Below are 14,127 nucleotides of genomic sequence, written 5' to 3'. Positions count from 1 at the left end.
CGCGCGCCCCGTTAGCTCAGCTGGTCAGAGCAGGAGACTCATAATCTCTCGGTCGCGGGTTCAAGTCCTGCACGGGGCACCCTTCTGCGTCGCGCGTGCGGCGCGAGCGTGCGCGCGGTGTCATGGCCTCATGACGGTACGGACCAAGCGCGTGTACGAGCCGGCCGAGGAGCAGGACGGGTTCCGCGTGCTCGTCGACCGCCTGTGGCCGCGCGGAGTGAGCAAGGAGGCGGCGCACGTCGACCTGTGGCTCGAGGACGTCGCGCCGTCGACGGACCTGCGGCGCTGGTTCCACCACGAGGAAGGGCTGTTCGACGAGTTCGCCGAGCGGTACCGCGCCGAGCTCGACGCCCACGGCGAGGCGGTCGCGGAGCTGCGGGACGTCGTCGGGCAGCACCCGGTGGTGACGCTGGTGTACGGGGCGAAGGACGAGCAGCACAACCAGGCGGTGGTGCTGCGCGACTACCTCGCGGCGACCGGCTCACCCTGAGCGCTCCCGGCGGCGGCGCGGGCCGGTCGGTCGAGGTCGCGGCGCAGGTCGCGGTCGAGGGCGTGGCGCAGCCGGGGCCCGAGCGGGCGTTCGACGGCGCGGTGGATCACCCAGGCGAGGGCGAGGCACACCGCGACCGCGACCGCGAGGGTCGCGGCGCGCGAGAGGTACGGGTGCACGGACTCGATGACCCACCGCCCCCAGGACGAGTGCACGAGGTAGAGCGGGTACGTGAGGGCGCCGAGCGCGGTGAGCCAGCCCCAGGAGACGCGGGCGAGCGGCGTGAGCGTCGCCGCGGCGACGAGCGCGAAGCACACGACGATCGCGACCCACCACGCGGTGGGGGAGACGACGACGTCGGTGCTGTTCTCGATGCGCCCGGACTGGATCCGGCCGGAGAGCGCCGCACCGAGGAGCACGTTCAGAGCGAGCGCGAGCCAGAGGACGGGGGACCGGCGCTCGCTGGTCAGCAGGTAGAGCACCATGCCGCCCGCGAAGAGCGGGGCGTCCGGGGCGACGAGCACCGTCGCGAGCAGCTCGGTGCCGGTCTGGGTGGCGATCGCGCCGGCGACGGGCCACAGCACGACGAACGCGAGGACCCGCGCCCGGGTGAGGCCGACGGCGACGAGCACGCCGACGAGGACGTAGAACCGCAGCTCGGACCAGAGCGTCCAGTAGACGGCTTCGAGGTCGGGGATGCCGAACGCGCGCTGGACCATGGTGAGGTTGGCCGCCGCCTGCGGCAGGTCGACGTCGCGCCGCCCGGGGACGACGAGCGCCAGCAGGACCACGGTGAGCAGCACCGAGGCCCAGTAGGCGGGAAAGAGCCGCCCGGCGCGCGACGCGACGAAGCCGCGCACGTCGCGGCCCCAGGCGGTCATGAGGATGACGAAGCCGCTGACGACGAAGAAGAGCTGGACCCCGAAGGACCCGTAGGCGGTGACGGCCTGGGCGCCGGGGAGGGAGGCGCTCGTGCGCTCGCCCCACGCGTGGTGGTTGACGGCGACGAAGTGGTACACGAGCACCGCGGCCGCGGCGGCGAACCGGAGTCCGTCGAGCACGGCGAGGCGAGGAGTCTGCGTCGGCATCCGGGGCACGTTACCGAATCGTGATCCACCAGGCCTGAGATGGGCGCCCGGCGTGCGCAGCACCCGCAGTTCTGGCACCGTGTGCGGGCCGGAGAACCCGGCGGCGCGGTGGGGGCGGCGTCCCGACGACCGAGGAGGTCCTGTGGCACCGAGCATGAGCTCGACCGGCAAGGCGGCAGCACGCGGCGCACGCGGCAGCAAGACCCTGGAGCTCCTGGCCCGCGGGGGCTATGCGGTGAGCGGTCTGCTCCACCTCGTCGTCGGCGTCCTCGCCGTGCAGGTGGCGACGGGCGCGGCCTCGAGCGAGCAGGCCGACCAGACCGGTGCGCTCACCGCGATCGCGCAGACGCCGGGCGGCACCGCGCTGCTCTGGTTCGCCGTCGTGGCGTTCGCGGCGCTCGCCCTGTGGCAGGTCACCGTCGCGCTGAGCGGTGCGGCCGAGACGTCCGACCGGCTCAAGGCCGCGGGCAAGGCTGTCCTCTACCTGGCGCTCGGGGTGGTCGCCCTCCAGGTCGTGACCGGGTCCGCCGGCGGCTCCGGCCAGGAGGAGAGCATGACCGCGACCCTCATGGAGAAGCCCGGCGGCGTGCTGCTCGTCGGCGCGGTCGGGGTGGGCATCGTCGCCGGTGGCGTCTACCACGTCGTCAAGGGGTGGCGGAAGAAGTTCCTCGAGGACCTCCAGGGCGGGACCAGCGGACACCTGGGCCGCGCCGTGGTGACGCTCGGGCGCGTCGGGTACATCGCCAAGGGTATCGCGCTCGGCGTGCTGGGTGTGCTGTTCGTCGTGGCCGCGGTCCGGCACGACCCGCAGCAGGCGGGCGGCCTCGACAGCGCGTTCGCCACGCTCGCGGCGCAGGCGTTCGGGGTCGCGCTCCTGGTCGCCGTCGGTCTGGGCTTCGCGGCCTACGGGCTCTACTCGTTCGCGCGGGCGCGGTACGCGCGGATGTGACGCGCGCCCCGGTGCGGGGCTGGGGACGACGGCCGGACGTCGTCGTGCGCATGGAAGAATGGTGACCATGGCGATGAGAGAGATCCGGACCATCCCGGACCCCGTGCTCCGCACCCCCTGCGACGAGATCACCACCATCGACGACCGGGTGCGCTCTCTCGTCGCCGACCTCGTCGAGACGGTCGACCACGAGGGGCGCGCGGGGCTCGCCGCCAACCAGATCGGCGTCAACCTCCGGGCGTTCTCGTGGAACATCGACGACGAGATCGGGTACGTGCTCAACCCGCGCATCGTCGAGCTGTCCGACGACTACCAGGACGGCGACGAGGGCTGCCTCTCGGTCCCCGACCTCTGGTACCCGACGCGCCGCGCCTGGTACGCGCGCGTGGTCGGCACCGACCTCGACGGCAACGAGGTCGTGGTCGAGGGGACCGAGCTCATGGCCCGGTGCCTCCAGCACGAGTGCGACCACCTCGACGGCATGCTCTACCTGGACCGGCTCGACCGCTCCGTGCGCAAGAAGGCGATGCGCGAGCTGCGCGAGCACCTCTGACGGGGGTGCGCCCGGTCGGTCCCGGGCACGCCCGCCCGATCTCTCGCGCGCACGCGCGATGTCGTGCAAGATGAGCACGAGACACGCCGCGACATCGGTGCGAGCGCTGTGGACCCGCCCTGGGTGAGGACGTTGGGGAAGACGAAACCTCGACCTAGGGAGGCAGACATGGCCGGTGCCATCACCCGCGGTGTTCTTTACGTGCACTCAGCACCGCGTGCTCTGTGCCCGCACATGGAGTGGGCCGCGGGCAACGTCCTCGGCGTGCGCGTGTCGCTCGACTGGACCGAGCAGCCCGCTGCGCGCGGCCTCTACCGGGCCGAGTACTCGTGGCAGGGGCCGCAGGGGACGGGCGCCAGGCTGGCTTCCGCGCTGCGCGGATGGTCCCACCTGCGGTACGAGGTCACCGAGGAGCCCAGCCACGGCGTCGACGGCGGACGCTGGTCCCACACGCCCGACCTCGGCATCTTCTACGCCCAGACGGACGTGCACGGGAACATCGTCGTGCCCGAGGACCGGATCCGCGCCGCGCTCGAGCAGGTGAGCGAGCCGTGGGCGATGCGCGACGCTCTCCACCTCGCGCTCGGCAAGGCCTGGGACGACGAGCTCGAGCCGTTCCGCTACGCCGGCGCCGGCGCGCCGGTGCGCTGGCTGCACCGCGTCGGCTGACGCTCACCGACGCCGCGCCGCGGGGCCTGCTCACGCACGCCCGTCGGCAAAGACCACGAAGGGCGCCTCCCGGAGATCCGGGAGGCGCCCTTCGCGTCGTCGTGGCGCCTGGTCAGACGCTGGCCACGGCGAGGGCGACGTTGTGGCCCCCGAAGCCGAACGAGTTGTTGATCGCGACGACGTCGCCGCTCGGCAGCGGCGCGGGCGTGTCGCGCACGAGCGGCACCTGGAGCTCCGGGTCGGGGTTCGCGACGTTGATCGTCGGGGGAGCGAGGCGCTCCGCGACGGCCTTGATCGTGAAGATCGACTCGAGCGCGCCGGCACCGCCGAGGAGGTGCCCGGTCATCGACTTCGTGGCCGAGAGCAGCACGTGGTCGGCGTCGTCGCCCAGGAGCGAGCGGATGGAGCGGGTCTCGGTGAGGTCGCCCACCTTGGTCGAGGTCGCGTGCGCGTTGACGTGCACGACGTCCCGACCGGTGACCCCGGCCTCCTCGAGCGCGCGGCGCATCGCCGCGACCTGGCCCCGGCCCTCCGGGTCGGGCGAGGTGATGTGGTAGGCGTCGGAGGACAGCCCGACGCCGGCGAGGCGCGCGTAGACGCGGGCCCCGCGGGCCGCGGCGTGCTCCGCGCTCTCGAGGACGACGACGCCCGAGCCCTCGCCGATGACGAAGCCGTCGCGGTCGACGTCGTACGGGCGCGACGCACCCTGGGGGTCGTCGTTGCGCAGCGAGAGCGTGCGCGAGGCGGCGAAGGCCGCCATCGGCATGGGGTGGATCGTGGCCTCGGTGCCGCCGGCGACGACGACGTCCGCACGGCCCGCGCGGATCATGTCGACGCCGTAGCCGATCGCCTCGGCGCCGGACGCGCACGCGGAGACGAGGGCGTGGGCGCCCGCCCGGGCACCGAGCTCGAGCGAGACGTACGCGGTGGGGGAGTTCGGCATGAGCATGGGCACGGTCATGGGCAGCATGCGGCGCGCGCCGCGCTCCCGCAGCGTGTCCCAGCCGTCGAGCGTGGTCCAGATGCCGCCGATGCCGGACGACACGACCGTGCCGAGCCGGTCGCCGTCGACCTCGGGGCTGCCCGCGTCCGCCCAGGCCTCGCGCGCGGCGATGATCGCGTACTGCGTGGAGGGGTCCATGCGCTTGATCTCGGGGCGCGCGAGGACCTCGGCCGGGTCGACCTTGATCGTCGCGGCGAACGTCACCGGGATCTCGTAGCGCTCCGCCCAGTCGTTCTCGAGCGTGCGCGCGCCGGACTCGCCGGCCAGTGCCGCGGCCCAGGTGGAGGGCACGTCGCCGCCGAGCGGCGTGGTGGCGCCGAGGCCGGTGACGACGACTTCAGTAGCGGCGGACATGGTGCTCCTCGGGGGTTGCGGCGGGGGCGGGGAGGACGGGCGGGCCGGCGTGGGTGACGCCGGCCCGCCCGCAGGCCTGCGAGGCAGGCGGGGCGTGCTCAGGCCTGGGCGCCCGTGATGAAGGACACGGCGTCGCCGACCGTCGTGAGGTTCTTGACCTCGTCGTCCGGGATGCGGACCCCGAACTTGTCCTCGGCGTGGGTGACGATCGTCATCATCGACAGCGAGTCGATGTCGAGGTCGTCGGTGAAGGACTTCTCGAGCGCGACGGCGTCGGTCGGCAGACCCGTCTCCTCGGCGACGATCTCCGCGAGGCCGGCGAGGACTTCCTGCTCGGTGTAGGCCATGGTTTCTCCTTGTCGTGGGGCCGGCGGCGACCGGTCCCGGTGGCGGTGCCCGGTGGGTGTGCCGGGCGGTACTTCGTCGGACGGTGCGCGCGACGGACGGGTCCGCCGACGGCGTGGGTCCTCCCCGCGGGGAGGGCGGCCGTCCGTCCAGGGTGATTCTCCCCTACGGCAGCACGACCACCTGCGCCGCGTAGACGAGCCCGGCGCCGAACCCGATCTGGAGGGCGAGGTCGCCGGAGCGGACCTGCCCCTCGTCGAGCAGGCGCCGGGTCGCGAGGGGGATCGAGGCGGCCGACGTGTTGCCGGTCTCCGCGATGTCCCGGGCGACCGCGACGGACGCGGGGAGCTCGAGCTGCTTGATCATCTGGTCGATGATCCGCATGTTCGCCTGGTGCGGCACGAACGCGCCGAGGTCGGCCGGGGCGACCCCGGCCTCGGCCATCGCCTTGGCGGCGACGGGAGCCATCTGGAACGCGGCCCACTTGAACACGCTCTGACCGTCCTGGCGCAGCGTGGGCCACCCGAGCGAGGGGTCCTCGCGCAGGTCCGACCACGCGTGCGTCTGGCGGATCGCCTGCGCCTTGCCGCCGTCGGAGCCCCACACCGTCGGGCCGATGCCCGGGGTATCGGACGGCCCGACGATGGCGGCGCCGGCGCCGTCGCCCAGGAGGAACGAGATCGACCGGTCGGTCGGGTCGATGAAGTCGCTCATCTTCTCCGCGCCGACCACGAGCACGTGCGTCGCGATGCCGGCCCGCACGAGGGCGTCGGCCTGCGCGATGGCGTAGGCGTAGCCCGCGCACGCGGCGGAGACGTCGAACGCGGCGGCGGGCGTCGCGCCGAGGCGCTCCGCGAGCACCGCCGCGGCGGCGGGGGTCTGGTGGAAGTACGTGACCGTGGAGACGATCACCGCGTCGACGTCGCCACCCTGGAGGCCCGCCCGGGCGAGCGCGTCGCGCGCCGCGGCCTCGGAGAGGTCCAGGACGTCGACGTCGGCGCCCGCACGACGCCGCGTGACGATCCCGGTGCGCTGGCGGATCCACTCGTCGGAGGAGTCGATGGGCCCGGCGATGTCGTCGTTCGTGACGACGTTCTCGCCGCGCACCCCGCCGATCGCGAGGATGCGCGAGTGCGCCGGGCCCGTGGCCTGGCGCAGGGTCGCGCCGCTCACGCGTCGACGCCCGGGGCCGCGCCGGCCGCCACCGAGTGCCGGGCGACGAGGTCGCGGGCGGCCTCGACGTCGTCGGGCGACTTCACGGCCACCGCCTCGACGCCCTTGAGCGACCGGCGGGCGAGACCCGTGAGGACGCCTCCGGGCGCGAGCTCGAGCAGCGCGGTGACGCCCAGCTCCGCGAGGGTCTCCTGGCACAGGTCCCAGCGCACGGGCGCCGCGATCTGCGCGGTGAGGCGGCGGACGACGTCGCGCGCCTTGCCGTACGTGCTGCCCTCGATGTCGATGGTTCCGTAGGACTCGCCGTCGGCGTTGGACAGGAGCGGCAGGCGCGGGTCGGCGACGTCCCACGACGCGGCGATCGGCTCGAACTCCTCGAGCGCCGGCTGCATGAAGGGCGTGTGGAAGGCGCCCGCGACCTGGAGCGGGATGACGCGCGCCTTCGCGGGCGGGTTCTCCGCGAGGGCGGCGAGGTGGTCGAGGGCGCCGGCGGCGACGACCTGCCCGCCGCCGTTGACGTTCGCGGGCCACAGGTGGGCCGCCTCGATCGCGGCGAGGACCTCCTCCGGGTCGCCCCCGACGACGGCGCTCATGCCGGTGGGCGTCGCGGCGGCTGCCGCGGCCATGGCACGCGCGCGGTGCGCGACGAGCCCGACGGCGCCCGTGTCCGTCAGCGCCCCCGCGACGGCCGCGGCGGCGAGCTCGCCGACCGAGTGCCCGGCGGTCACGTCGACCACGTCGGCGGTGTCGCGCCCGTCGAGGATCACGCGGAGCGCGACGAGCGACGACGCGACGATGAGCGGCTGCGCGACGGCCGTGTCACGGATCGTGTCGGCGTCCGACTCCGTCCCGTGCGCGCGCAGGTCGAGGCCCGCGGCCTCGCCGAACGCGGAGACCTGGTCGGCGACGCCGGGCAGCTCGAGCCAGGGGGCGAGCATTCCGGGGGACTGGGAGCCCTGTCCAGGGCACAAGACGGCGAGCACCCGTCAACTGTGCCAACGCGAGGGCCGTGCGCCACGTCACGACGCGCACCAACCTTGCGGAGGGTGGTTGTGCCGAACCTACAAGACACCGATCGGGGAGGTGCCCGGGGGTGTCGGGCGCGCCCGGCTCCTCAGCGGACCGTCGAGAGCTGCCCGAGCGCGAGCGCGACCTGCAGCACGAACGACTCGCGGGCGTCGAGCGGGTCCCACCCGGTGATCTCCGAGACCTTGCGCAGGCGGTAGCGCACGGTGTTGGGGTGGACGTACAGGGACCGGGCCGCCGCCTCGAGCGACCGGCCCGTGCCGAGGTAGGCGGACAGCGTCTCGAGCACCGAGCCCGTCGCCTCGGCGAGCGGTCGGTACGCCTGGGCGACGAGCGTGCGCCGCGCCGTGGTGTCGCCGGTGAGGACGCGCTCCGGGAGCAGGTCGTCGGCGAGCACCGGGCGCGGGGCCTGCGGCCAGGCGGGCGCGGCCCGCAGCCCCGCGAGCGCGGCCTGCGCCGAGCGCGCGGCCTCCTCCAGCCCGGGGACGGTCGGCCCGATGACGACCGGGCCGGGCCCGAAGCGGGGCAGGAGCGACGCCGCGGCGGCCTGGAGGTCCCCCTCGCCGCCGAGCACGAGGACGAGCCGGTCGCCGTGGATGCCCACGAGCGCATCACCCGCCGCGCGGCGCGTCGCGCGGCGCAGCTCCGCCGTCCGGACCTCGTCGAGCGTCGCGGCGATCGTGCCCGCCATGACGAGGGTCGAGCCGTGGCCGCCCCAGCCGAGCGCCGAGACGCGCGATCGCAGGGAGTCGTCGCCGTCACCGCGGATGAGCGCGTCCACGACGAGGGCCTCCAGGCGCGCGTCCCACGCGCCGCGGACCTCCGCGGCGCGGGCGTAGACCTCCGCCGCGGAGAACGCCACCTCCCGGGAGTAGCGCAGCACGGCCTCGCGCAGGTCGCGCTCGCCGCCCGGCGCCGCGAGCTGGTCCGAGTACGCCTCGACGACCTCGACGACGATGCGGACGAGCTGGAGCGTGTTCTGGAGCGAGATCGAGCGCGTGAGCTCGGGCGGGGCCGCGGCGAAGATGTCGCTCACGCCGTGCGGCGGGGCCTGCGGGTCCGCGTACCACGTGACGAACGCCGTGATGCCGGACTGCGCGACGAGACCCACGTAGGAGCGGTCCTCGGCCGGGAGCTCGCGGTACCAGCGGATCTCGTCGTCGAGCCGGCGCAGCGCGGCGGACATGAGCAGGCCGCTGCCGTCGCGCAGGCGCTGGAGGTTGTCCGCGTTGCCGGCCGGGCCGGTCGGGGCCGGCGCGGTCGCCGGGGTCCTGGGGGTGGCCGTCACGCGCCGAGCATACGGCCGGGGTTGTGGACAGTCCACAAAGCGTGCGCCGCGGCGGCCGCCGGGTCGCCGGGGGACCGGGTCGCTGGGTGAGCACCCGGACGACCCGCTAGGGTCGGGGAATGGCACTCATGCCCCGACTTCGACAGCTCATGCGTCGGCCGACGTCCGCGTCGACCGTCGGCACGCGCCGCCCACGGTCCGGGGAGAAGCGTGGCGACACGGTCCACGAGGATGCGCTGCGGGCGATGCTCGTCGACGACCCGAACGACGAGCGGGCCTTCCGCGCGCTCGCGGAGCTGGTCCGCCGTCGCGCCGCGGAGGGACCGACCACGGACGACCCGCTCGCCGCCCCGGCGGACGAGACGGAGAAGCAGCGCGCCGCCGACCTCGCGGTCTGGGCGCTCGCCGAGGAGCTCGCCGGGCACCCGCGCGGGTGGTACCCGCTCGTGGAGCTCGGCCGCCTCTCCCTCGACGACGACCCGGAGGCGGCCCTGCGCCGCTTCGCGACGGCCGCGGAGCGCGACCCCTCGGGGCACGCGCTCGCGCAGTCCATGGAGGTGCTGCGCACCGCTGGTCTGCCGGTCGAGGCGCTGGGTCTCGGCGTCGGCCATTGGCGTGCCCGTGAGCACGAGGCCGAGGTCGGGCGCCAGCTCGTCCTCGCCGCCATCGAGGCCGACCGGCCACTCGACGCCCGCCACCACCTCGAGTCGCTCGTCGAGTACGGCGACCCCCGGGGCGTCGCGCCGCTGCGCGCCGACCTCGAGCGCGCCGTCGCCCAGGCCGAGCAGCACCGCGCCGGGACCTGACCCGCGGCGTCGGGCACCTTCCGGAGACGACGACGGCCGGTCACCCCGCGGGGTGACCGGCCGTCGTCGTCTCAGGCGGTGCGGGTCAGGCCTCGCCGCCCGCGTTGCCGGACGTGCCGGCGGTGACGTCCATCAGGCGGTACTTCTCGATCGCGCGCGCCGACGCGTCCGCGGGGACCTTGCCCTGCTTGGCGAGCGCCTGGAGCGTGCGCACGACGACGGACGGGCCGTCGATCTTGAAGTGCCGGCGGGCCGCCGCCCGCGTGTCCGAGAACCCGAAGCCGTCGGCGCCGAGCACCTCGTAGTCGCCCGGGACCCACTTGCGGATCTGGTCGGGGACCAGGTGGTCGTAGTCGCTCGTCGCGACGAACGGCCCCTCGGCGCCGGAGAGCTTCTCCGTGACGAACGGGACGCGCGCGGGCGCGGCCGGGTCGAGGAACGCGGCCTGGTCGGCGGCGAGCGCGTCGCGCCGCAGCTCGTTCCAGCTCGTCACGCTCCACACGTCCGCCGCGACGCCCCAGTCCTCCCGCAGGAGCTGCTGCGCCTCGAGCGCCCACGGCACGCCGACGCCCGACGCGAGGATCTGGGCGCGCGGCCCGTCGCCCTCGCCCACGGAGATGCGGTGGATGCCCTTGAGGATGCCCTCGACGTCCACGTCCTCCGGCTCGGCCGGCTGGACCATCGGCTCGTTGTACACCGTGAGGTAGTACATGACGTTCTGGTCGCGGCCGTCCGCGCCCACGCCGTGCTCGCCGGGGCCGAACATGCGCTCGATGCCGTCGCGCACGATGTGCCGGATCTCGTAGCCGAACGCCGGGTCGTACTGGACGATCGCGGTGTTCGTGCCCGCGAGGAGCGGGGAGTGGCCGTCGGCGTGCTGCAGGCCCTCGCCCGTGAGCGTGGTGCGGCCGGCGGTCGCGCCGATGATGAAGCCGCGCGTGAGCTGGTCGCCCGCCGCCCAGAACTGGTCGCCGGTGCGCTGGAAGCCGAACATCGAGTAGAAGATGTAGAACGGCACCATGATCTCGCCCTGCGTGGCGTAGGACGTGCCGACCGACTGGAAGGCGGCCGCGGAGCCCGCCTCGTTGATGCCGGTGTGCATGATCTGCCCGGCCTCGGACTCCTTGTAGCTCAGCATGAGCTCGCGGTCCACGGCGAGGTAGTGCTGGCCCTGGGTGTTGAAGATCTTCGCCGACGGGAAGATCGAGTCCAGGCCGAACGTGCGAGCCTCGTCGGGGATGATCGGCACGACGCGCTTGCCGAACTCCTTGTCCTTGATGAGGTCCTTGAGCAGGCGGACGAACGCCATCGTCGTGGCGATCTCCTGCTGGCCCGAGCCCTTCTTGAGGATCTCGTAGGACTTGTCGCCGGGCAGCGTGATCGGCTTCGGCGACGAGCGGCGCTCGGGCACGAACCCGCCGAGCTGCTGGCGACGGTTCAGCAGGTACTGGATCTCCGGCGCGTCCGGGCCCGGGTGGAAGTACGGGGGCTCGTACGGGTTGGCGTCGAGCTCCTCGTCCGTGATCGGGATCCGCAGCGAGTCGCGCAGCGCCTTGAGGTCGGCCAGGCCGACCTTCTTCATCTGGTGCGTCGCGTTGCGGCCCGCGAACGACGGCCCGAGCGCGTAGCCCTTGACCGTGTGCGCGAGGATCACGGTCGGCTGGCCCGTGTGGGCGCGCGCCGCCGCGTAGGCCGCGTAGATCTTGCGGTAGTCGTGGCCGCCGCGCTTGAGGTTCCAGATGTCGTCGTCGGTCATGTTCTCGACGAGCGCCTTCGTCCGCGGGTCGCGGCCGAAAAAGTGCTCGCGGATGAACGCGCCGGACTCCGCACGGTACGTCTGGTAGTCGCCGTCGGGCGTGACGTTCATGAGGTTGACCAGGGCGCGGTCCTTGTCCGCGTTGAGCAGGACGTCCCACTCGCGGCCCCAGATGACCTTGATGACGTTCCAGCCCGCACCGCGGAACTGCGCCTCGAGCTCCTGGATGATCTTGCCGTTGCCGCGCACCGGGCCGTCGAGGCGCTGCAGGTTGCAGTTCACGACGAACGTCAGGTTGTCGAGCTGCTGCTGCGCCGCGAGCTGGAGCATGCCGCGCGACTCGGGCTCGTCCATCTCGCCGTCGCCGAGGAACGCCCACACGTCCTGCTGCTCCGTGTCGCGGATCCCGCGGTTGTGCAGGTACTTGTCCGTCCACGCCTGGTAGATCGCGCTCGCCGGGCCGAGGCCCATGGAGACGGTCGGGTACTCCCAGAAGTCGGGCATGAGCCGCGGGTGCGGGTACGACGGCAGGCCGCCGCCCGGGTGCGACTTCTCCTGGCGGAACCCGTCGAGCTGGTCCGCGGAGAGCCGGCCCTCGAGGAACGCGCGCGCGTACACGCCGGGGGAGGCGTGGCCCTGGAAGTAGACCTGGTCGCCGCCGCCCGGGTGGTCCTTGCCGCGGAAGAAGTGGTTCAGGCCCACCTCGTACAGCGTCGCCACCGACGCGTAGGAGGAGATGTGGCCGCCGACGCCGATGCCGGGCCGCTGCGCCCGCGTCACCATGACGGCGGCGTTCCAGCGGATCCACGAGCGGTAGCGACGCTCCAGCGCCTCGTCGCCGGGGAAGTAGGGCTCCTCGTGCACACCGATGGTGTTCACGTAGGGGGTCGTCAGGGAGGTCGGGACGGCGACGTTGCGCTCCCGGGCCCTCTTGAGCAGGTTCAGCAGGACGTAGCGGGCGCGCGGGCCCCCGCGGTCGTCGATCAGGCCGTCGAGGGCCTCGACCCACTCGCCGGTCTCGGCGGGGTCGAAGTCCGGAACCTGGCTGAGCAGACCGTTGATCAGCGGTCCGGTCTCGTCGTACGAAGCCACCAGCAACCTCATATCTCGTCGGATGCCGGGCGCTCGGCCGCGCGGTACACGGCCGACACCCGTCTCGGGCCCACTCCGGGCACGGCGCCGCGGCCGCTGGTGGCGACCGCGCCTCTTCACGAGACCAGGGTGGTCTACCCATTGTGTTCACAACGCGCGCGTAAGTCACACCATCGGGTGGTCAAGAGGGCGTGATTTCGGCGACACGGGCCCGAGGGCGTGCGCGCCGCCGTCGTACGGCAGCCCGGCCGTGCCCGACCACGGCGAACGACCCCCGGGACGGCTGTCCGTGGGCGGTGCCTTGCCAAGCACCGCACCCTGCGGTGGGCTACCTTTGCCAGACACGGCAGGTCGTCGTGCGCGCGGGCGCCCGCCCGGGTGCGCGCGACGGCCACCGCACCGACAGGACGAGGAAAGGAACGACACGACTGTGACCGACACCGTAGGGCCCAGCGGGGCGGACCGACTGGGGTTCGCGCCCGGCAACGTGGTCCAGGAGTTCGGCTGGGCGGACGACGTCGACGACGACCTGCGCGGTGAGCTCGAGGAGCTCGTCGGCGGCGAGCTCGTCGACGAGGACTACGACGACGTCACGGACGGCGTGGTCGTGTGGTTCCGCCAGGACGACGGCGACCTCACCGACCTGCTCGTGGACGTCCAGACCGTGCTCGACGACGGCGGCCTCATCTGGGTGCTCACCCCCAAGCCCGGGCGGCAGGGACACGTGGGTCACAACGACATCCAGGAGGCCGCGAACACGGCCGGGCTGCACGCGACGAGCACGTTCGCCATCGCGCCCGACTGGTCCGCGACGAAGCTCGGGACCCGTGGCCGCGGCCGCTGACGACGCCTCGACGACCGGGCGCACCACGCCGCCCGGTCCGGGCGACCCGGCGCCCGACTTCACGCTGCCGGACACCCACGGCACGCCCGTCCACCTCGCCGACCTGCGCGGCGGGCCGGTGCTCCTCGTGTTCTACCCCTTCGCGTTCTCGGGGATCTGCACGGGCGAGCTGTGCGAGCTGCGCGACAACCTCGAGGAGTTCGAGGCAGCCGGCGTCACGCTGCTCGGCATCTCGTGCGACTCGGTGTTCGCGCAGAAGGCGTGGACCGCGCAGGAGGGCTTCGAGTTCGACCTGCTCTCCGACTTCTGGCCGCACGGGGACGTCGCGCGGGCCTACGGCGTCCTCGACGAGGACGACGGCCTCGCGCTGCGCGGCTCGTTCCTGCTCGACGCCGACGGGATCGTCCGGTGGTCGGTCGTCAACCCGCGCGGGCAGCGTCGTGACCTCGACGGGTACCGACGGGCGCTGGAACAGCTCTGAGCCCCGGGAGCCCGGCGGTCGTGGCCGGCGGCGGGGTACCGACCCGGTAGGCTGTGCTCCGCCGTTCCAGGGCCTGTAGCTCAGCTGGTTAGAGCGCCACGCTTACACCGTGGATGTCGGGGGTTCGAGTCCCTCCGGGCCCACCCACACCTCCCTCCCCGCCGGTCACGGTCGTGCCGTGCTGCGACGTGGCACCCGTCGCCCGTGCGA

At 73.5% G+C, this 14,127-nt stretch carries 14 protein-coding genes and 2 tRNA genes; 9 read left to right on the top strand and 7 right to left on the bottom strand.

The genetic code is table 11. The annotated features are described in order from the left end of the window. The first annotated feature begins 5 nt into the window (after positions 1 to 5). Positions 6 to 79, top strand: a tRNA-Ile gene (locus AC3WT4_RS02390). A 51-nt stretch (positions 80 to 130) separates the two neighbouring features. Continuing rightward, a complete protein-coding gene (locus AC3WT4_RS02385) occupies positions 131 to 490 on the top strand; it encodes a DUF488 domain-containing protein (protein ID WP_492314592.1) in 360 nt (119 codons plus the stop codon). Here AC3WT4_RS02385 and AC3WT4_RS02380 read toward each other — a convergent pair. Further along, on the bottom strand, positions 463 to 1,578 hold the full coding sequence (locus tag AC3WT4_RS02380; protein WP_492314591.1) for an acyltransferase family protein: 1,116 nt from the start codon (positions 1,576 to 1,578) through the stop codon (positions 463 to 465). The two genes, AC3WT4_RS02385 and AC3WT4_RS02380, sit on opposite strands and share 28 nt — an antisense overlap. A gap of 142 nt (positions 1,579 to 1,720) precedes the next feature. Here AC3WT4_RS02380 and AC3WT4_RS02375 point away from each other — a divergent pair, with 142 nt between their 5' ends. The 3 genes from AC3WT4_RS02375 to AC3WT4_RS02365 all read left to right on the top strand — a co-directional run bounded on the left by AC3WT4_RS02375 (position 1,721) and on the right by AC3WT4_RS02365 (position 3,749). Next, a complete protein-coding gene (locus AC3WT4_RS02375) occupies positions 1,721 to 2,527 on the top strand; it encodes a DUF1206 domain-containing protein (RefSeq protein ID WP_492314590.1) in 807 nt (268 codons plus the stop codon). 67 nt (positions 2,528 to 2,594) lie between these two features. After that, positions 2,595 to 3,080 (top strand): peptide deformylase, encoded by a 486-nt coding sequence (gene def / locus AC3WT4_RS02370; RefSeq protein ID WP_021481144.1) that lies wholly within the window; start codon positions 2,595 to 2,597, stop codon positions 3,078 to 3,080. Between the two features lie 168 nt (positions 3,081 to 3,248). Then, complete coding sequence (locus AC3WT4_RS02365; protein ID WP_021481145.1) at positions 3,249 to 3,749, top strand: DUF3145 domain-containing protein; 501 nt, start codon at positions 3,249 to 3,251, stop codon at positions 3,747 to 3,749. 112 nt (positions 3,750 to 3,861) lie between these two features. Here the strand turns inward: AC3WT4_RS02365 and AC3WT4_RS02360 are convergent, their stop codons facing one another. The 5 genes from AC3WT4_RS02360 to AC3WT4_RS02340 form a co-directional block, all read right to left on the bottom strand. Beyond that, a complete protein-coding gene (locus AC3WT4_RS02360) occupies positions 3,862 to 5,106 on the bottom strand; it encodes a beta-ketoacyl-[acyl-carrier-protein] synthase family protein (protein ID WP_034651767.1) in 1,245 nt (414 codons plus the stop codon). Positions 5,107 to 5,204: 98 nt separating this feature from the next. Then, positions 5,205 to 5,453, bottom strand: a complete 249-nt coding sequence (locus AC3WT4_RS02355; protein WP_021482065.1) for an acyl carrier protein — start codon at positions 5,451 to 5,453, stop codon at positions 5,205 to 5,207. 163 nt (positions 5,454 to 5,616) lie between these two features. Continuing rightward, positions 5,617 to 6,624: a beta-ketoacyl-ACP synthase III gene (locus AC3WT4_RS02350; RefSeq protein ID WP_492314589.1), complete on the bottom strand. Its 1,008-nt coding sequence runs from the start codon at positions 6,622 to 6,624 to the stop codon at positions 5,617 to 5,619. Then, positions 6,621 to 7,607, bottom strand: a complete 987-nt coding sequence (locus tag AC3WT4_RS02345) for an ACP S-malonyltransferase (RefSeq protein WP_492314588.1) — start codon at positions 7,605 to 7,607, stop codon at positions 6,621 to 6,623. The genes AC3WT4_RS02350 and AC3WT4_RS02345 overlap by 4 nt, the downstream gene beginning before the upstream one ends. Before the next feature lie 131 nt (positions 7,608 to 7,738). Further along, a complete protein-coding gene (locus tag AC3WT4_RS02340; RefSeq protein ID WP_076405505.1) occupies positions 7,739 to 8,938 on the bottom strand; it encodes a PucR family transcriptional regulator in 1,200 nt (399 codons plus the stop codon). A 119-nt stretch (positions 8,939 to 9,057) separates the two neighbouring features. Between AC3WT4_RS02340 and AC3WT4_RS02335 the strand changes: the two genes are divergently transcribed. Next, positions 9,058 to 9,744, top strand: coding sequence for a hypothetical protein (locus AC3WT4_RS02335; protein ID WP_034651756.1), 687 nt, complete (start codon positions 9,058 to 9,060; stop codon positions 9,742 to 9,744). A gap of 85 nt (positions 9,745 to 9,829) precedes the next feature. On the opposite strand, the gene aceE is transcribed toward AC3WT4_RS02335, so the two are convergent. Next, a complete protein-coding gene (aceE, locus tag AC3WT4_RS02330; protein WP_034655442.1) occupies positions 9,830 to 12,592 on the bottom strand; it encodes a pyruvate dehydrogenase (acetyl-transferring), homodimeric type in 2,763 nt (920 codons plus the stop codon). A 430-nt stretch (positions 12,593 to 13,022) separates the two neighbouring features. Between aceE and AC3WT4_RS02325 the strand changes: the two genes are divergently transcribed. From AC3WT4_RS02325 to AC3WT4_RS02315, 3 genes are all read left to right on the top strand, one after another. Next, on the top strand, positions 13,023 to 13,436 hold the full coding sequence (locus AC3WT4_RS02325; RefSeq protein WP_074809662.1) for a DUF3052 domain-containing protein: 414 nt from the start codon (positions 13,023 to 13,025) through the stop codon (positions 13,434 to 13,436). Next, the gene (locus AC3WT4_RS02320) at positions 13,420 to 13,917 is read left to right on the top strand and encodes a peroxiredoxin (RefSeq protein WP_492314587.1); all 498 of its coding nucleotides are present in this window, start codon (positions 13,420 to 13,422) and stop codon (positions 13,915 to 13,917) included. The genes AC3WT4_RS02325 and AC3WT4_RS02320 overlap by 17 nt, the downstream gene beginning before the upstream one ends. 69 nt (positions 13,918 to 13,986) lie before the next feature. Beyond that, a tRNA-Val gene (locus AC3WT4_RS02315) sits at positions 13,987 to 14,060 on the top strand. The last annotated feature ends 67 nt before the right edge of the window (positions 14,061 to 14,127 follow it).

This window comes from Cellulosimicrobium sp. EB106-03-01-XG111 (assembly GCF_058792115.1).
Note: the sequence above shows the minus strand (reverse complement) of the source record. Positions and strands in the feature narration are given on the sequence as shown.

What these genes read in the sequence shown, in the direction of transcription:
- AC3WT4_RS02385 (WP_492314592.1), top strand. Translation starts at nt 131, where the DNA reads ATGACGGTACGGACCAAGCGCGTGTACGAGCCGGCCGAGGAGCAGGAC.
- AC3WT4_RS02380 (WP_492314591.1), bottom strand. Translation starts at nt 1,578, where the DNA reads ATGCCGACGCAGACTCCTCGCCTCGCCGTGCTCGACGGACTCCGGTTC.
- def (WP_021481144.1), top strand. Translation starts at nt 2,595, where the DNA reads ATGGCGATGAGAGAGATCCGGACCATCCCGGACCCCGTGCTCCGCACC.
- AC3WT4_RS02365 (WP_021481145.1), top strand. Translation starts at nt 3,249, where the DNA reads ATGGCCGGTGCCATCACCCGCGGTGTTCTTTACGTGCACTCAGCACCG.
- AC3WT4_RS02360 (WP_034651767.1), bottom strand. Translation starts at nt 5,106, where the DNA reads ATGTCCGCCGCTACTGAAGTCGTCGTCACCGGCCTCGGCGCCACCACG.
- AC3WT4_RS02355 (WP_021482065.1), bottom strand. Translation starts at nt 5,453, where the DNA reads ATGGCCTACACCGAGCAGGAAGTCCTCGCCGGCCTCGCGGAGATCGTC.
- AC3WT4_RS02335 (WP_034651756.1), top strand. Translation starts at nt 9,058, where the DNA reads ATGGCACTCATGCCCCGACTTCGACAGCTCATGCGTCGGCCGACGTCC.